This is a genomic window from Botrimarina sp. (assembly GCF_040219535.1).
Taxonomy (GTDB): Bacteria; Planctomycetota; Planctomycetia; order Pirellulales; family Lacipirellulaceae; genus Botrimarina.
Genome location: NZ_JAVJSH010000036.1, coordinates 49936 through 65275, shown reverse-complemented (window position 1 = coordinate 65275; position 15340 = coordinate 49936). Strand labels below are relative to the sequence as shown.

Genomic DNA, 15340 nt, shown 5'->3' with positions numbered 1-15340 from the left:
TCGGTCGGGGTAAGTAGGTAGCGGTCGCTGCTTCGGGGAGGGGCCGGCTGCCGAGGCGCTGGGTTCGAAATCCTAACTGTGTGTGCCGCGGCGGAAGGCATGGGATAGAACGGAGGATATTAGGCGCACTAACCTCCGGCGGGCGCTGCTCGCGGCGCCCGGGAAGTGGCTGCTGAGCCACGGCCATGCGGCGCCGCCGGCGGCGCTTCGCGGGCAGCGTCGGAGGGCGGTAATTTGCGATTGCGCCGGCGGCCAGACGCGGCCGGGCGACGCCTGGCCGCCGCGGGGGTTCGTGCGGAATGCGCCCACTCGATGCGCCCTGCGAAATCTTAAGGTTCGATGAGAAATTGCAGTTGAATCTTGCTGAGATCTCAGATAGGTTCAGCCTTACCCTAGCCAATAACCTGCGGCCAGGCGGGCGCCGCGGAAACGCGGCGGGCTTTTCGTTCAGACGACTTTTCCTTGCACGCCGCGTCGCCCCAGGGCGGCCTCGCGGGGGCCACTGGCGACCCGCTCGAGGGCCGTCGCTGATGGAGGGATTCGTTCCGCGACCCCGGCGTTCCGCCTTGTTACGCAATTGGAGTTTTCCTCGCGGCGCAGCTGGCTCCTGCCCTCTGTTCGACAAACTGCGGCGGTGCGACTCACCCTGACGCTCACCCCCCGTCCTTGCTTTTCGTGTCTCTGGAGGCGACCCCGATGCTCAGCAACCTAACGGTCCGGCGCGGCCTACCCGGTCTCGTTTGTGCAGCTTCTCTGACCGCCGCGGCGCTGCTGCTCGCAGCCCCCGCCGCCGCGGACACGTTCTCCTACAGCACAGAGTTCGACAACCTCGAGGACTTCAACGACTTCGTCTACTACAACGAGCAGGTCTACTACGACGACGACCGCGACGGCTTCAACGAGTTCGGCCTCCCGAATCCGAGCGCCACGCCTGAGATTCTCACGCCGGACGGCGAGTGGACCTTCCTGCCGGACGAGCCGGAGCCCGAGCTGGACGAGCAGCCCAAGCCGCTGGGCGGCACGGGCGTGTTGCGGCTCGAGACCGGCCTGACGCACGTCGACAGCCCGAACTACTTCCGCGGCGGCGCCGGCGACAACGCGGCCCTGCTGCAGGTCAATAACCCGACCGGCGAGTCGGCGATGGTGTCGACCACGTGGACGCAGTTCCCGCGGCACAGCTTCGAGAACAACACGTTCTTTAGCCTCGTGGCCTACGGCAACAAGCCGTACACCACCCAGGGCTTCGCCCGCGAGCTGTCCAACGGCAAGGCTTTCCCGGACGACTACGTCGCGAACGTCGCGGAGCTCGACGACGCGGAGTACTACGAGTTCCGGGCGAACTCGCGGTCCTCGGAGTTTTCGGTCGTCAAGCGCGCGTTCAACAGCGAAGGGGAGATGGTCGACGAGATCCTCGGCATGATCGACCTCGACCCGTCGCCGAACGTCCGCAACCGGCTCGATCTGGCCGAGCTGTCGCTCGAAGGGACCCCGGCGCGGGAGAACACGATCTCGCTCGAGGTCACCAAGACGATGGTCCCGGACGGACTCGGCGGGATGGTCGAGGGCCTGCAGTTCGACGCGACGCTCGGTGTCTGGTACGGCAACGTCAACGAGAACGAGGGCGTGCAGCCCGTGTTCACCGAGGAGACCTTCACCGCTTACGACGCGTCGGGTGACCTGCTGATGGGCGAGTACTTCGGCATCCGCGAGCAGCGGTACGATCCGGGCGCAGGCAACTGGTTCTACGATTTCCTGGACTTTGACCTCACGGTCGACGTGGAAGCGGGCGGCCTGGCCGGCGACTTCAACTCGGACGGCACGGTCGACGCGGCCGACTACACGGTCTGGCGCGACGGCCTGGGCACGACCTACACGCAAGCCGACTACGACGTCTGGGCGGGCAACTACGGCGCGTCTGCCGGCTCGGCCGCGGCCGTTCCCGAGCCGGGCGCGTGTGCTTTGCTGATGGCGGCGGCCGGCGCGTTGGCGGGCACGATCGGCCGCCGGCGGGCTTCGCTCTGAGCGTGCGGGCGATTTCTTACCCTTTCGAATCTCGGTTCATACAGTGAGGGACTTCAGTATGCAGCCCGTTCAAAAAACGCGCCGCGGCTTCACGCTCGTCGAGCTGCTGGTGGTGATCGCCATCATCGGCATCTTGGTAGCCCTGCTGCTGCCGGCCGTGCAAGCGGCCCGCGAGGCGGCCCGGCGGATGCAGTGCACCAACAACCTGAAGCAAATCGGCCTCGGCCTGCACAACTACCACGACGCCATGAAGGCCTTCCCGGCCGGCAGCGTGTGGCTGAACAACAACAACTCGGGCGCCGACTTCTGGGAGAACTGGGCGGTGTCGATCCTCCCCTACCTAGAGGAAGGCACCCTGCAAGACGCGTACAACTTCAACACGTTCAACAGCCACGCGGACAACCGGCTCGTCGCCCAAACGCCGCTGGCGGTGATGGGCTGCCCGTCCGATGAGGACGCCGGCCAGCTGGTCTTCCCGGCGAGCGGGCCGCGCGGCGGGGAGTGGGCGCGGGGGTCGTACGCGTCGGTCTCGGGTCGGGGCAAGTACGTTGCCGGCGACCCCAACATGTACTTCGACGCGTGGGGCGTGCGGATCGGCGACGCCTCGACGCCGAACCAGGTGCCCCGCGAGTGGCGCGGCGCCCTGCACGTGGTCACCAAGCCGCAGCGCCCGACCGAGATCCAGCAGCAGATCTACGCGGCGCGCGGCAACTCCAGCGACCCCTTCCACAAGCTCCGGCCCGAGTCGATCACCGACGTGATCGACGGCGCGTCGAAGACCCTGATGGTGGGCGAGTACGCGACGATCTCTCACCCGCCGCGCGGGCTCTTCTGGGCCTACACGCCGTACGGCTACAACGAGGGAACGATCGTGCCGGAGCTGGGCAACCTGCTCTTCTTGTCGGACCACGAGCGTTGTCGCCAGTCGCTGCCGAAGGACCCGTGCTCTCGGGCGTTCGGCTCGAAGCACTCCGGCGGCATCATCAACTGGCTGCGGGTCGACGGCTCGGTGCAAGGCATCCCCGACACGGCCGACGTGTTCGTGCTCGCCGACATGGCGACCATCGCCGGCGAAGAGGTGTCGTCGTTTGACGATTGAGCGGGCGACGACGGAGAGGAACGAGTCACCGGCTGCGGCGCCGGAACGAAGAACGAATCGAGAAACGTTTAAGGAGTGGATTGAATGAGTCGCTGTGTGTTCGCCGCCGTTGTGCTTGTGGCGATCGCCGCGTGTGTCGGCTGCGGGCCCGAGGTCGGGCCCGTGTCGGGCGTCGTGACGCTCGACGGCAAGCCGGTGCCCGAAGCCAAGGTCCAGTTCATGCCGCTGCCGCAGCCGGACCACCCCGAGGTGACCAAGATGGTCGGCCTCGGCAAGACAGACGCCGACGGGCGCTACAGCCTGACGATCTTCGAAGGCCCCGAGGGGGCCGTGGTCGGAGAAAACCGGGTGTGGATCAGCACCGCCGTGGAGGACGAGAAGAACACGTCGAAGCTGCTCGCGCCGGAGCGGATCCCCTACGCGTACAACGTGCAATCGAAACTGACCTACGACGTCCCGCCCGGCGGGACGGACCAGGCCGATTTCAACCTCACATCCGACGGGGCGCCTGTCCAGTAACGGGTTCGCACCCTCAGGCGAGCGGCGCGGCGGACACGACAGCGACCAACGGAGCAAGCTGCAGGCAACGAGAGGGCTACTCCGATCCCACAGGCGAGCGCCCCACCCGCTGGGGCGTGAGCGTGGGTCGGTCGGCGGCCGCGGGCGATCCCGTGGCGGCCGATTTGCGACACAGCAGCACGCGTACGTTTTCTGTTTCTTTTCTGGAGTGAGACTTATGACTTGGCAACTAAGGTTTTCTTCTCTCACCGCGGCGCTCGTGTTGTCGACGCTCGCCGCTTCGACCGGCTGGGCCGTGTCGCCGCCGTACTCGAACGACTTCCTCACCGACATCAGCGACTTCACGCTCTACTCGTACAACGAGGTCGGCAAGAACGACGGCATGTGGACCTGGGACCAGGCGCAGGGCGAGCTGGTCATCAACCACGGCATCCCCGACAACCCCGATAACGGCAACAACAAGTCGGCGGCGCTCGTTTCGGTTCCCGCGGGCGAGTCGGACGACCTGCTGGTCAGCACCACGATGACGATCCCGTCGGTCGGCCCGGGCAACAACATGACGTTCGGCATCGCGTCGCGGGCGAACACGATCGTCATCGACAACGACGACTCGGCCACGGGCCCGCCGGCCGCGGAGTACTACTACTTCGACTGGCGCCCGAACACCGGCCGCATGCGGATCCGTCAAGTCGTTGACGGCACGGACACCCAGCTGAACTTCGTGACCTTCCAAGACCTCCCCGAGGCGCCCAACGACAACCGCTTTGACTACGTCGACGAGCGCGACGGCTCGCTCCGCGAATTCGCGATGTCGATGTCGGTCGTCGACGTGGCCGACGCCGACGGCGCCGGCACGCCGGGCGTGAAGATCACCGGCACGCTGACCGCTTGGGGCTACCAGAGCGACGAGACCATGGGCGTGTTCCCCTCGCTCGACACCTGGACCATCGAGGCGTTCTCGACCGACGTGATCCAGCCGCTGAACCCCGGCGACCCGCTCTACTACGGCCTGCGTACGGCCGGCGCCGGCAACTTCGGCGGCTCGTACTTCCAGGTCAACTTCGACACGTTCGACCTTTCGGTCGTGCCCGAGCCGTCGACCCTGGCGTCGCTCGCGGTGCTCGGCTGCCTGGCCGGCGCCCGCCGTGTTCGTGCTGGTCGTTGATCGACGAATCGGCTCGACTCGCTAATCGACCGCGGCCCCGCCGGACTACCGGCGGGGCCGCTTTTTGTTTCTTGTCTTCGGACTGCCCTCGAACCGGCGACGGCTGGCGAGCGCTTGAGCCGAACGCGCTAGCGTCGGGCGATCGGAGCGCCGGCCGCCACACCCCGCCCGCCCGTGGCTAGCGCCATCGGCTCAAGGGGCGGCTGCTGCCGCCGAGCCGTCGCGGAACAGGGGCCACACGTTGTCGCGGCCGACTTGGCCGCCCTTGAAGAACGCCTCGAACGGCTGCTGATGGCCATCGGCGTAGCACCGGCACAGCGGCGAGCCGGGCGCGAGGGGAGAGACCGCCTCGAGGGCCCAGATGCCCAGCGCGTGCGCCACGTGGCCCGACGTGTCGCCGCCGGCGACGCCCACTCTCGGCAGCGGGTGCTCGCGCAGCAGGGCCGCCATCATCCGCCCCAGCGCCGGGCCGATCCGCTCGCCGCTGCCCAAGCGGATGTCGAGGTCGCTCATCCCCAGGCGCTTCAATCCATCGATGGTCTGGCCGACACGCGGGTCGTCGGGCCCGCGGCTGGCGTGCAGCACGACGCTCTCGCCGCTGCGAAGCGGCTTTAGCGCGCGCTGGATCGAGGCCTCGACCTCGGCCTTTTGGGTTTCGGGGTCGACCAGCCGCGGCGTGTCGATCGCCACGAGCGTGTAGCCGTTCTGCGCCGCGTGCTCGAGCTGCCGCGCGCCGACCGGCGAGCAGCTGCCGCTGACGACCAGCACCTGATCGACCGGGCCGAAGTCCGGCTCGACCGGCCCGGTTAGCCCAGGGATCGCGCCGGTCTGCTCCCAGTGCCGGCACAACGCGTACTCGACGCCCGACGAGCCGAGCACGAAGATTTGCTCGGAGTCGGCCGCTGCCGCTTCGATCGCGCGGCCCACCGCGGCGAGGTGGTCGTCGGTCAGCACGTCCAGCAGGCACGCCCGCTCGCCCCGCTCGGCCATCGCGGTGTAGTCAGGCGTGAAGCCGGGCTGCGACAGGTCGAGCACGTCGCACAGGGCGATCGGCAGGCCCGTCTGCCGGCTCAGGTGCACGCGCAGGTCGGCCTCGGCCATCGGCGTGATCGGGTGGCGGCTCATCGTCGGGTGGCGATCGAGCCGGTGCGGGACCGAGTCCAGGCCAGACCGCGCGAAGAGGTTCCCGAACACCTGGTAGCGGCCCAGGTTCGGAGCGCCGACGACGATCGGCGTGACCGCCCCGCCGACCGTTTCGCGGCCCACCTCGAGCGCCACCCCGATGCTGCCGATCTCCGGCGACGAGTCGAACGTCGAGCAGGTCTTGTAGTGCACGAACCGTGCGCCGGCGCCCGCCAGCGCTCGGAACACGGCGGGCAGGCGCTCGCGCATCTGATCGGGCGTCATCGTGCGGCCCGACCCGGCGACGCCGATGGCCGCCTTGCCGGCGAACGCCTCGAGCTGTGCGGGCGTCGGCGGCTCCAGGTACAGGACCGACGGCACGCCGTGCCACTGGAGCACCTCCATCACGTCGGCGGAGCCGGTGAAGTCGTCGCCGTAGAACGCGACCTTGGTGCTGCTCATCGTAGGTTCGCTCCGGGTGGGCCCGCCGCGGGGGGGCGACGCCTTTTGGGGCTCGTTGCTGGGTGGTTCCGGCGCCGCGTCGGGGGCGTGCTCAAGGGCCGGCGGCGTCGCGGGCGGGCGAGCCGCGGCGGAGCGAGTCGAGGGCGACCGCCAGGAGGATCACGCCGCCGGTGACCAGAGGATAAATGAACGGGTTCGCATCGACGAGGTTCAAGCCGTTGCGGACCGTCTGGATCACCAGCGCGCCGAACACCGCGCCGGGCACGGCGCCCCGCCCGCCGAACAGGCTGACCCCGCCCAGGACAGCCGCGGCGATCGCCTCGAGTTCGAGGCCGCGCCCCAGGCCGGGCGACACGGTCGCCAGCTGCGCGAGCAGCAGCACGCCGGCCACGCCGGCGGTGAGGCCGCTGAGCGCGTAAGCCGCCATCACGTGCCGCCCGACGGCCACACCGGCCCGTTCGGCGACACGCTCGTCGGCGCCGATCGCGTACAGCTGCCGCCCGAACGCGGTGCGCGACGTGATCAGCCAGCCGGCCAGCGTGACCGCGGCCAGCGTCCACACGGGCGTGGCCACGCCGGCGAGCCGCGCGGTCGCGAGCTGGCGGAACTCGTCCGGCAGGTTGAGGGCGCGGGTCTGCGTGATCCAGAGGCCGCACCCGCGCGCGACGAACAGCACGCCGATCGTGGCGATGATCGGCGACACCTTGGCGCGCACGACGAGCAGCCCGTTCACCAAGCCGACGAGCACCCCGACCGCGAGCATCGCGCCCAGCGCGACCGCGACCGGCGCGTCGGCCCACACGACCAGCGCGCCGCCGACCGCGCTGGCGAGCAGCATCGTCGAGCCGATCGACAAGTCCATGCCGGCGGTCAGCATCACGAGCGTGAGCCCGGCCGCCGCGGCGCCGACGACCGACGCCTGCGTGAGCACGTTCAGCGCGTTGGTCAGCGTGAAGAACCGCGGGCTGGCGATCGAGAACGCGACGACGATCGCCAGATACAGCAGCCCCAGTGTCCAAGCGGCGAGCCGCTGGCGGAACGTGACGGCGCGGCGGCGGGTCATTGTTCGTTCCTCCTGCCGAACGCGGCGGCGAGCAGTTGCTGGTCGTCGTAGCCGGCGGGGCCGCGCCGGAACTCGCCGGAAACCGCCCCACGGTGCATCACCGCGATGCGGTCGCAGAGCCCTTTGAGTTCCTCCATCTCCGAAGAGATGACGAGCACGGCCGTGCCGGCGTCGACCAGCCGCTGGATCTCCGCGTAGATCTCGCACTTCGCGCCGACGTCGACGCCGCGAGTCGGTTCGTCGAGCAGCAGCACGTCCGGCTCGGTGACGAGCCAGCGGCTGAGGATCACCTTTTGTTGGTTGCCGCCGCTGAGGCTCGAGACCATCTGGCGACCGAAATCGGTGGAGTCGACGCGGAACCGCGTCGCCACCGGGTCGCACGCGTCGGCCACGCGCCGCGGGCTGACCCACCCGGCGGGTGACGAAGCCAGCCGCGGGAGCGACGCCAGCGCCACGTTGTCGCGGATCGCGCCGTCGAGCAGCAGACCGTCGCGGCGGCGGTCCTCGGTCACCAGCGCCAGGCCGGCGTCGATCGCAGCGCGGGGCGAGCCCGGCGGCAGCGGCTTGCCGTGGACCAGCACCCGGCCCTCGGGGCGCGGGTCGAGGCCGAACAGTGCGCGGACCAGCTCGGTCCGTCCCGACCCCATCAGGCCCGCCAAGCCGAGCACCTCGCCGCGGTGCAGACGCAAGCTCGCGCCGCTTTCGGCGCCCGGCAGCCGGAGGCCATCCACCTCGAGCACGACCTCCTCGGCGGGCCGGCCGCTCCGCTCCGGGAAGACCTCTTCCAGCGGCTGGCCGATCATCAGAGTGATCGCCTGCCGTTCGGAGAATCCTTGCCGCTCCATCCGCCCGGCCAGCGTTCCGTTCCGCAGCACGTAGGTCCTGCCGCAAAGTTGTGCGACGTCGCCCAGGTTGTGCGAGATGTAGACGATCGCCAGGCCCTCCCCGCAGAGCCGCTCGATCAATCCGAACAGGCGCTGGCATTCGGGGCCGGTGAGCGAGGTCGTCGGCTCGTCGAGCAGCAGCACCTTCGGGCGGCGGCGCAGCGCGCCGGCGATCTCGACGAGCTGCCGCTCGCCCGGGGAGAGCCGCCCGACGGGCGTGTCGTGCCGCACGTCGAGGCCGACCCGACGGACGGCTTCGTCGCTCTGCTCGGCGAGCGTGCGGCGGTCGACCCAGCGGAGCGGCCCGAGCCCGCGCTGGGGGAATGCGCCGAGGGCAAGATTCTCGGCGACCGACAGGCTCGGCACGAGGTTCAGCTCTTGGTGCACGAGGGCCACACCCGAGTGGTGCGCGTCCGACGCGTGGTGCGGCGTGTAGGGCGCGTCGCCGAGCTGCATGTGGCCCGAGTCGGGCTGGATCACCCCGGCGATAACATTCATCAGCGTCGACTTGCCGGCGCCGTTCTCGCCGATCAAGCCGGTGACCGCGCCAGCGGGGAACTCGAGGGACACGCCGCTGAGGGCCTGCGTGCGGCCGAAGCGTTTCGAGATGTCGTGCAGGTGGAGCATTGCGAGGCTTGGGGCTCAGCGCCGCCGGCGGATGGCCCAGGTGTCGAGCATGGCGGCCGCGAGGATGAGGAGCCCCTTCACGACGAGCTCGTGCCAGATCCGCAGCCCGAGCACGTTGAGGCTCTGCCCGAGCAACGCGATGAACAACGCGCCGAGCGCCACGCCCGACGCGCTGCCCCGCCCGCCGAGGAGGCTTGCGCCGCCGATGACGACCGCGGCGATCGCGTCGAGCAGCGTGTCGAGCTCAACCAGGCTGGGCGAGCCGCTGTAGAGCCGAGCGCCGTAGAGCACCCCGGCGAACCCGGCGAGCGCGCCGCTGACGACATACGCGCACGCGGTGGTCCGGCGGATGGGCACGCCACACACGCGGGCGGTGGCCGCGTTCTGCCCGACCGCGTAGAGGCATCGCCCCCAGTAAGAGCGGCCGAGGGTGACCTGGCTGATGACCAGCAGCGCGGCGAGGTACAGAAGGGGGACGGGCAGCGGCCCGAGCCGCGCGTACCAGATGGCGATGGCCTCTTCTTCAGCGGCCAGCCGCCCGCCGCCCGTGAGCCAGACCGCTATCCCTTCGACAGAGATCAGCGACGCGAGCGTTACCAAGAACGGCGGAGCGCGCAGCAGCGTGATCACGAGGCCGTGGCACAGGCCGACCAACGCGCCGGCGCCGACGCCGGCCAGCAGGCAGACGACGGCGCCGGCCGCTACGCCGAGTTCGAGTTGCTTGGAGAGCGTCGCGGCGACGAGGCTCGCCAGCGACACGACCGCGGGCATCGACAGGTCGATCCCGCCGGTGACGACCACGAACAACTGGCCGATCGCGAGGAACGCCAGGAGCGTCGTCGCGAGCAGCACCTGCTCGGCCGCGGCCGCGTAGTTGGCGGGGGGCTGCAGGGCCAGCATGGCGACGGCGAGCGCCGCGCAGAGCCAGAGCACCGGCGGGGCCGAGCGGACCCAAGCGGCCGGCGACCGCGGCGAGGCGGCCGAGCCTAGCGGTTGGTCCGTCACAGCGGCGCCTCGGGTGGGGGCTCGCTGTCGCCCGGTGGGTCGTCCCCCTGGTCGGCGGCCGCCGCGGCGGCGAGGGCGACCCTCGCCCCCCACATGCGCGGCGCCATCTCTTCGAGGTTGCCCTGGTGGATGACGAAGCCCGGGTCGTTCACGATCGGCGGGGGCGACTCGCCGCGGCGTGTCGCAAGCAAAGCGTCGATCGAAGCGGTGCACTCGAAGAACACGTCTTGCACGCCGTCGGCGTCGAGGTAGCCCTCGACAAGCATCCGGTAGGCCATCGAGTCGCCGTCGAAGCCGCCCAGCAGCACGTGGCCGGGGTCGCCGACCGGGTGGTACTTGCCGGCCGCTTCCAGGGCCGAGACCACCGACGGGAAGAGGAAGTCGCTCGACGAGAACACGAAGTTGATCTCGGGGTGGGCGAGCAACGAGTTGGTCATGCCGGCGAGGGCCTTCTCTTGGCTCCACTCGGTGGGGATGCGGGCGACGACCTCGACCACGTCCGGGTGGGCCGCGACCGCGTCCTCGAAGCCGTCGCGTCGGGCGATGGCGTTCTGGTCGGCCAAGTCGCCGATGAGCACCAGGGCCTTGCAATCGACCCCCCCTTCCCGCGCGCGGTCGATCATGTACTCGACCGTCGCGCGGGCCAGCTTGTAGTTGTCGGCCACGACCGTGACGCTCTGGCCCTCGTTCGCCGCGGGGGGGCGGTTGTAGAGCACGATGGGCACCTGGGCGCGGTTGGCCGCGAGGATCATCGGCACGACGGTCGTGGCGTCTTTGGGGGCGATGACCAGTCCGTCGACGCCCATCCCGATCAGCGCGTGGACCTGGTCGAGTTGGCGATCGGCGCTGCCGTCGGCGACCGCTTCACGCACGCCGAAGCCGCGCTCGGAGAGCTCGTCGCGGAACGCGTCGAAGCTGGCGACCCAGTACTCGGTCTGCAGCGTCTCGAAGGCAACGCCGATGGTGACTTCGGGCGACTCGCGCGGCTCGCAGCCCAGGAGCGTGGCCAAACCAATCACCGCCGCGGCGACCGGCGCCGACCGACGACGGGCCCGACCAAACACCTCTGCGGCATGCCGAAATCCGGTTCCCCGGCGCCGTTGGAGCATCGCACGTTCGAGGGGGTGTCTGCGATGAGCGGCGGCAGCGGCGGCGACCACTCGAAGAGGAGGACACGTAGCGAGGAGCGGCGGCCGCCGCAAGCTGTAAGGCTGTATGGCCGCATAAGTTAGCTGAAGCAAACGATCACGTCGCGGCGATCGCGCCGTCCCAGAGTGTTGCAATCTTATTGAGATCTCAGTAATATCGCAACCGTCGGACGCCACCGCGTCTGCTCGATCTCTCGACGTATCGCTGTGCGGTTCCACGCGTGGCGGTCCCCTCCTCAGCCGCAAAGGATCACTCGGATGGCGCAGACGATAGCGCTGCTCGGCGCCGCCGGGAAAATGGGAACCCGGATCAGCAAATCGCTCTCGGATAACGAGGACTACAGGCTGCTGTGCGTCGAGGCCGATGCGGCTGGCCGCGAACGGCTCATCGCCCGCTGCGACGAGGCCGCCGAGCTTGAGCAAGCGGTTCCCCGAGCGGACATCGTCATCCTGGCGGTGCCCGACAGGGCGATCCGCAGCGCGGCGCCCCAGGCGGTGGAGCTGATGCGGAGTGGGGCGATGATCGTCGCCCTCGACCCGGCCGGGCCGCACGCGGGCCTCATCCCCGATCGCGGGGACATCAGCGTCTTCGTTTGCCACCCCGCCCACCCGTCGGTCTTCAACGAAGAGACCGACATCGCCGCCCGGTTCGACTTCTTCGGTTCGGGTAAGGCCCGCCAGGCGATCGTCTGTGCGTTGATGCGTGGCGACGAGTCCGACTACGAAAGCGGCGAGCGCCTGGCGCGGGCGATGTGGAAGCCGATCACCCGGGCCCACCGGGTGACCGTCGAGCAGATGGCGATGCTCGAGCCGGTGCTATCCGAAACCGTCGCTGCGACCTGCATCGCCGTGATCCGCGAGGCGATGGACGAGGCCGTCCGGCGCGGCGTGCCGGAGCCGGCCGCTCGCGACTTCTTGCTCGGCCACATCTATTGCGAGCTCGCGGTCCTCTTCGACCGGACCGAATTCCCATTCTCCGACGGCGCCCTGGCCGCCATCGAAGACGCCAAGAAGACGCTCTTCAGAGACGACTGGAAACAGGTGTTCGAGCCGGACGCGATCCAGAAGAGCGTCGAGCGGATCACGGGCGTCGCCAAAGGCTGATCGCCCGCAGAGCGGTTCGACCGCGACCGCTTAGCCCCCCTGCCCTGCCCCCTCGGCCGGCGCGCCCGCCGTGGGGATGGTCGCCCTGGTCAGTATGCGCACCTGACGAACCTCGCCGGGCGGAGCGCTCATCCAGAGCGTGATCGATCGGCGGCCGTCGTCGATCCGCCAACGCACCGCGCCGCGCTCGCTGTCGGCGCCTTCCCGGGAGGAGAAGCCCGGCTCGGCAAACGCGAGCGAGTCGCTGTCGGCCAGGTCGCCCGGCTCGGCGATGACACCGAGAATCGGATCGTCGAAGGCGAAGCGCGCCGTTTGGGCGCCGCGGCCGGCGCCGGCCGGGTCGTAGTGCGCCAGGTAGCTGTGCACCGTCGCGCCGGCCGGCAGGTCGCGCCGCGGCGGCTCGTGACGCTCCTTGGCGGAACGATCGGGGCGCTCGACGGAGAGCGGCGCCGCCAAGGTAGCGAACTGGCGTTCGGCGAAGAGCGAAACCACGCCCGATCGCTCGAACACACCGTCGGTCAGCTGGTAGCGATCCTCGTATACAACGCCGCCGAAGCGGTCTTCGCCGATCTCGACGAAGGGAAGCGACAATTCGGCGTCGGTGCGTACCTCGCCGTGTTCGAGCGCCGTCGCGCGCGGCGGCAGATCTTCCCCCCTGCGGCTGATCTCGCAGCTCTCTAGCCACTTGGTGAGCCGCTCGTGAAGCCGACGCGCCTGGGCTTCGGCGTACGGAGTGGGTTGCTCCAGCAGGTTGTGCTGTTCCTTTGGGTCCTCGAGCAAGTCGTAGAGCTCGTGCTCGGTTGAGCCTTCCTCGGTCACGAGTTTGAAGCGCTCACCCATCGCCATCTGGCTGCGGCCGTGGACCGAACAGAAGGTGTAGCCTTCGGCCCGCCCGCTGTCGCGGCCTTGGAGGACGTCCAGCAGCGACTCGCCGTCGAGGGGGCGGGCGTCGGGCATCGCCACGCGCCAGACGCCCAGCAGCGTGGGGAGCAGGTCGCTGGTGGTGGCCATCGCAGAGCTCGCGGCGCCGGGCTCGACCTGGCCGGGCCACTCCACGAGCGTCGGCACGCGTAGGCCCCCTTCGTAGAGGGCTCGCTTCTCGCCGCGGAGGCCGCCGGTGGAGCCCACCTCGGCTGACTCCGGGCCGTTGTCGGCGGTGAACATCACGAGGGTGCGCCGGTCGGCGTCGAGCTCGGCGAGCAATCCGCGTAGGTTGCCGATCTGCGCGTCCATGCTCTGGATCGCTTCGTAGTAGCTGCGCCGCTCCTCGGAGACGCCGGAGTCGTCGTAGGCGGTGCTCGGCGTGTCCATCAGCGGGATGTGCGGCGTGGCGAACCAGAGCGTCACGAAGAACGGCCGCTGGCCGGCCGCGGCGTCGCGGAGGAACCGCTCCGCCTGCCGGTAGACGATCTCGGCCTCGGTCCGGTCGTCGATTCGGTGGTCGTTGGGAACGCGGTTTTCAAGACCGCGTGGCCAAAACTCCCTAGCCCCTTGTTTTTAAGGGATATTCCGGGATACCCTCTGCACTGCACACCCGGCAGGCGGGTGTACGCCATTTTGAAACCGCGTTTTTACCCGTGGTTACAACCGCTAGCAGCCTTCACGCCGGGAGAGTCTCGGCGGGCTGCGAAGGGCTCAGAGCGAGCCCAAAAGAAAGGGCCAGCCGGTCACTACTACCAAGAACCGGCTGACCCAGATACCAGCCGACGTGGAGACGGCTAGATCATGCACACACAAGATACCACGACAGCGACAACAGGGCCAGAGACTCTAGAGCGCCCTGTAAGGGGGAAACCGTTCGATGAGGGCGGATTCCCAGCGAACTCGCCGCTATTCCCACACCGCTCCGGTTGTTGGGCGAAGAAAGTAAACGGCAAGTTAGTTTACTACGGCAGATGGAAACGAAAGAACCCGGCGACCGGACGCGTCGAGTTAACGGGCCGCGACGGATGGGAAGCGGCGAAGATTAAATACGTAACCGATCCGGACGGCAAAGCTCCGCCAGCCGATCCGGATAATCCTAGAACGCTCGGCCAATTGTGTGCGTTGTTCATGGAGTCCAAAGAACGCAGTTGTCAGAAGGGAAAGATTAACGCACGCGGCGTTGCGGAGTACCAGCGGGAAATCGACGCGGTGCTTAACATTCTCAACCCCCGCACAAGCCTAGCGACGATGAGGCCCGCGAAGTTCAACTTGCTGTTGCCGTACATACAAAGCAACTCAAAACCCGGACAGGAGACCGCGAACCTAGTTACGCAGAGCAACCGCGTCCGCCGCATCCGGGCTATTTTCATTTTCGCCTATAAGAATGGTTACGTTGACCGCCCGTTCTGCTTCGGGTCCGAGTTTGTACAACCAAGCCGGAACGAGATAGCGAAAGAGCGTAACGACAACCCGACCCCCGAAACCTACACGAAAGAAGAGATACACCTACTGCTTAAGTACGCACGCCAACCATTGAAGACGATGATTCTTATGGCGATCAACGCCGGGCTAGGGAATCACGATTTCGCAACGCTCAAATGGAGCCACATTAATTTTCATGAGAACGGAGAAACCGCGTGGCTCAACTATCCGCGTCACAAAACCGGGAACGCACGCGAGGCTCCGTTGTGGAAAGAAACCGTAGCGGCCTTGAAAGACTGGCGGACGCGTCGGCCGACACCAACAGGCGACACAGACAGGGACTTAGTCTTTATCACAAGATACGGAAACGCGTGGGGCAACCCCGACTCGCCGATGAACCTAAATCCAGTCGGCAAGGCCCTAGATAAGGTATTCGCTCGGATTCTGAAAGACGATCCGAATTCTACCATCCATCACACAAAGCGGGGCTTCTACGCGTTGCGTCATACGTTCCGCACCGAAGCGGGGGGCGTTATTGATGAGGAAGCAGTGAATTTCATAATGGGCCATGTCGATAACCGGATGGCCGCCCGCTACATAGCTCGATATCACCCGGAACGGTTGCAACGCGTGGTCGATTTCGTTCACGACTGGCTATTCACCGAAGTCAAGCAGAGCAACGCCTAGCAGCGTCACACTAACAGTCTCTGAGAATCCGAAAGCCCCCCTGCAAAATCGCAGGGGGGCTTTTTTCGTAAATACACAGCCGCCGGC

At 68.1% G+C, this 15340-nt stretch carries 12 protein-coding genes; 6 read left to right on the top strand and 6 right to left on the bottom strand.

The window, feature by feature from the left end:
* Positions 1–696 precede the first annotated feature (696 nt).
* From RIC11_RS19715 to RIC11_RS19700, 4 genes are all read left to right on the top strand, one after another.
* The gene (locus RIC11_RS19715) at positions 697–2022 is read left to right on the top strand and encodes a PEP-CTERM sorting domain-containing protein (protein WP_350214111.1); all 1326 of its coding nucleotides are present in this window, start codon (positions 697–699) and stop codon (positions 2020–2022) included.
* A 58-nt stretch (positions 2023–2080) separates the two neighbouring features.
* A complete protein-coding gene (locus RIC11_RS19710; RefSeq protein WP_350214110.1) occupies positions 2081–3121 on the top strand; it encodes a DUF1559 family PulG-like putative transporter in 1041 nt (346 codons plus the stop codon).
* A gap of 84 nt (positions 3122–3205) precedes the next feature.
* Positions 3206–3640: a hypothetical protein gene (locus tag RIC11_RS19705; RefSeq protein ID WP_350214109.1), complete on the top strand. Its 435-nt coding sequence runs from the start codon at positions 3206–3208 to the stop codon at positions 3638–3640.
* A 217-nt stretch (positions 3641–3857) separates the two neighbouring features.
* The gene (locus tag RIC11_RS19700) at positions 3858–4805 is read left to right on the top strand and encodes a PEP-CTERM sorting domain-containing protein (RefSeq protein WP_350214108.1); all 948 of its coding nucleotides are present in this window, start codon (positions 3858–3860) and stop codon (positions 4803–4805) included.
* A gap of 192 nt (positions 4806–4997) precedes the next feature.
* Here the strand turns inward: RIC11_RS19700 and RIC11_RS19695 are convergent, their stop codons facing one another.
* The 5 genes from RIC11_RS19695 to RIC11_RS19675 form a co-directional block, all read right to left on the bottom strand.
* The gene (locus RIC11_RS19695) at positions 4998–6389 is read right to left on the bottom strand and encodes a four-carbon acid sugar kinase family protein (protein ID WP_350214107.1); all 1392 of its coding nucleotides are present in this window, start codon (positions 6387–6389) and stop codon (positions 4998–5000) included.
* A 91-nt stretch (positions 6390–6480) separates the two neighbouring features.
* Positions 6481–7452 carry an ABC transporter permease gene (locus RIC11_RS19690; protein ID WP_350214106.1) on the bottom strand — a complete coding sequence of 324 codons (972 nt, stop codon included), beginning with the start codon at positions 7450–7452 and terminating at the stop codon, positions 6481–6483.
* Positions 7449–8963, bottom strand: coding sequence for a sugar ABC transporter ATP-binding protein (locus RIC11_RS19685; RefSeq protein ID WP_350214105.1), 1515 nt, complete (start codon positions 8961–8963; stop codon positions 7449–7451). The genes RIC11_RS19690 and RIC11_RS19685 overlap by 4 nt, the downstream gene beginning before the upstream one ends.
* 15 nt (positions 8964–8978) lie before the next feature.
* Positions 8979–9968: an ABC transporter permease gene (locus tag RIC11_RS19680; protein ID WP_350214104.1), complete on the bottom strand. Its 990-nt coding sequence runs from the start codon at positions 9966–9968 to the stop codon at positions 8979–8981.
* Positions 9965–10978: a sugar ABC transporter substrate-binding protein gene (locus RIC11_RS19675; RefSeq protein WP_350214103.1), complete on the bottom strand. Its 1014-nt coding sequence runs from the start codon at positions 10976–10978 to the stop codon at positions 9965–9967. The genes RIC11_RS19680 and RIC11_RS19675 overlap by 4 nt, the downstream gene beginning before the upstream one ends.
* Before the next feature lie 396 nt (positions 10979–11374).
* Between RIC11_RS19675 and RIC11_RS19670 the strand changes: the two genes are divergently transcribed.
* Complete coding sequence (locus RIC11_RS19670; RefSeq protein WP_350214102.1) at positions 11375–12220, top strand: phosphogluconate dehydrogenase C-terminal domain-containing protein; 846 nt, start codon at positions 11375–11377, stop codon at positions 12218–12220.
* Between the two features lie 30 nt (positions 12221–12250).
* On the opposite strand, the gene RIC11_RS19665 is transcribed toward RIC11_RS19670, so the two are convergent.
* Positions 12251–13654, bottom strand: a complete 1404-nt coding sequence (locus RIC11_RS19665; RefSeq protein ID WP_350214209.1) for a sulfatase family protein — start codon at positions 13652–13654, stop codon at positions 12251–12253.
* A 291-nt stretch (positions 13655–13945) separates the two neighbouring features.
* Here RIC11_RS19665 and RIC11_RS19660 point away from each other — a divergent pair, with 291 nt between their 5' ends.
* Entirely contained in the window at positions 13946–15253 is a 1308-nt protein-coding gene (locus tag RIC11_RS19660) for a tyrosine-type recombinase/integrase (protein ID WP_350214101.1), read from the top strand.
* Positions 15254–15340: the final 87 nt, after the last annotated feature.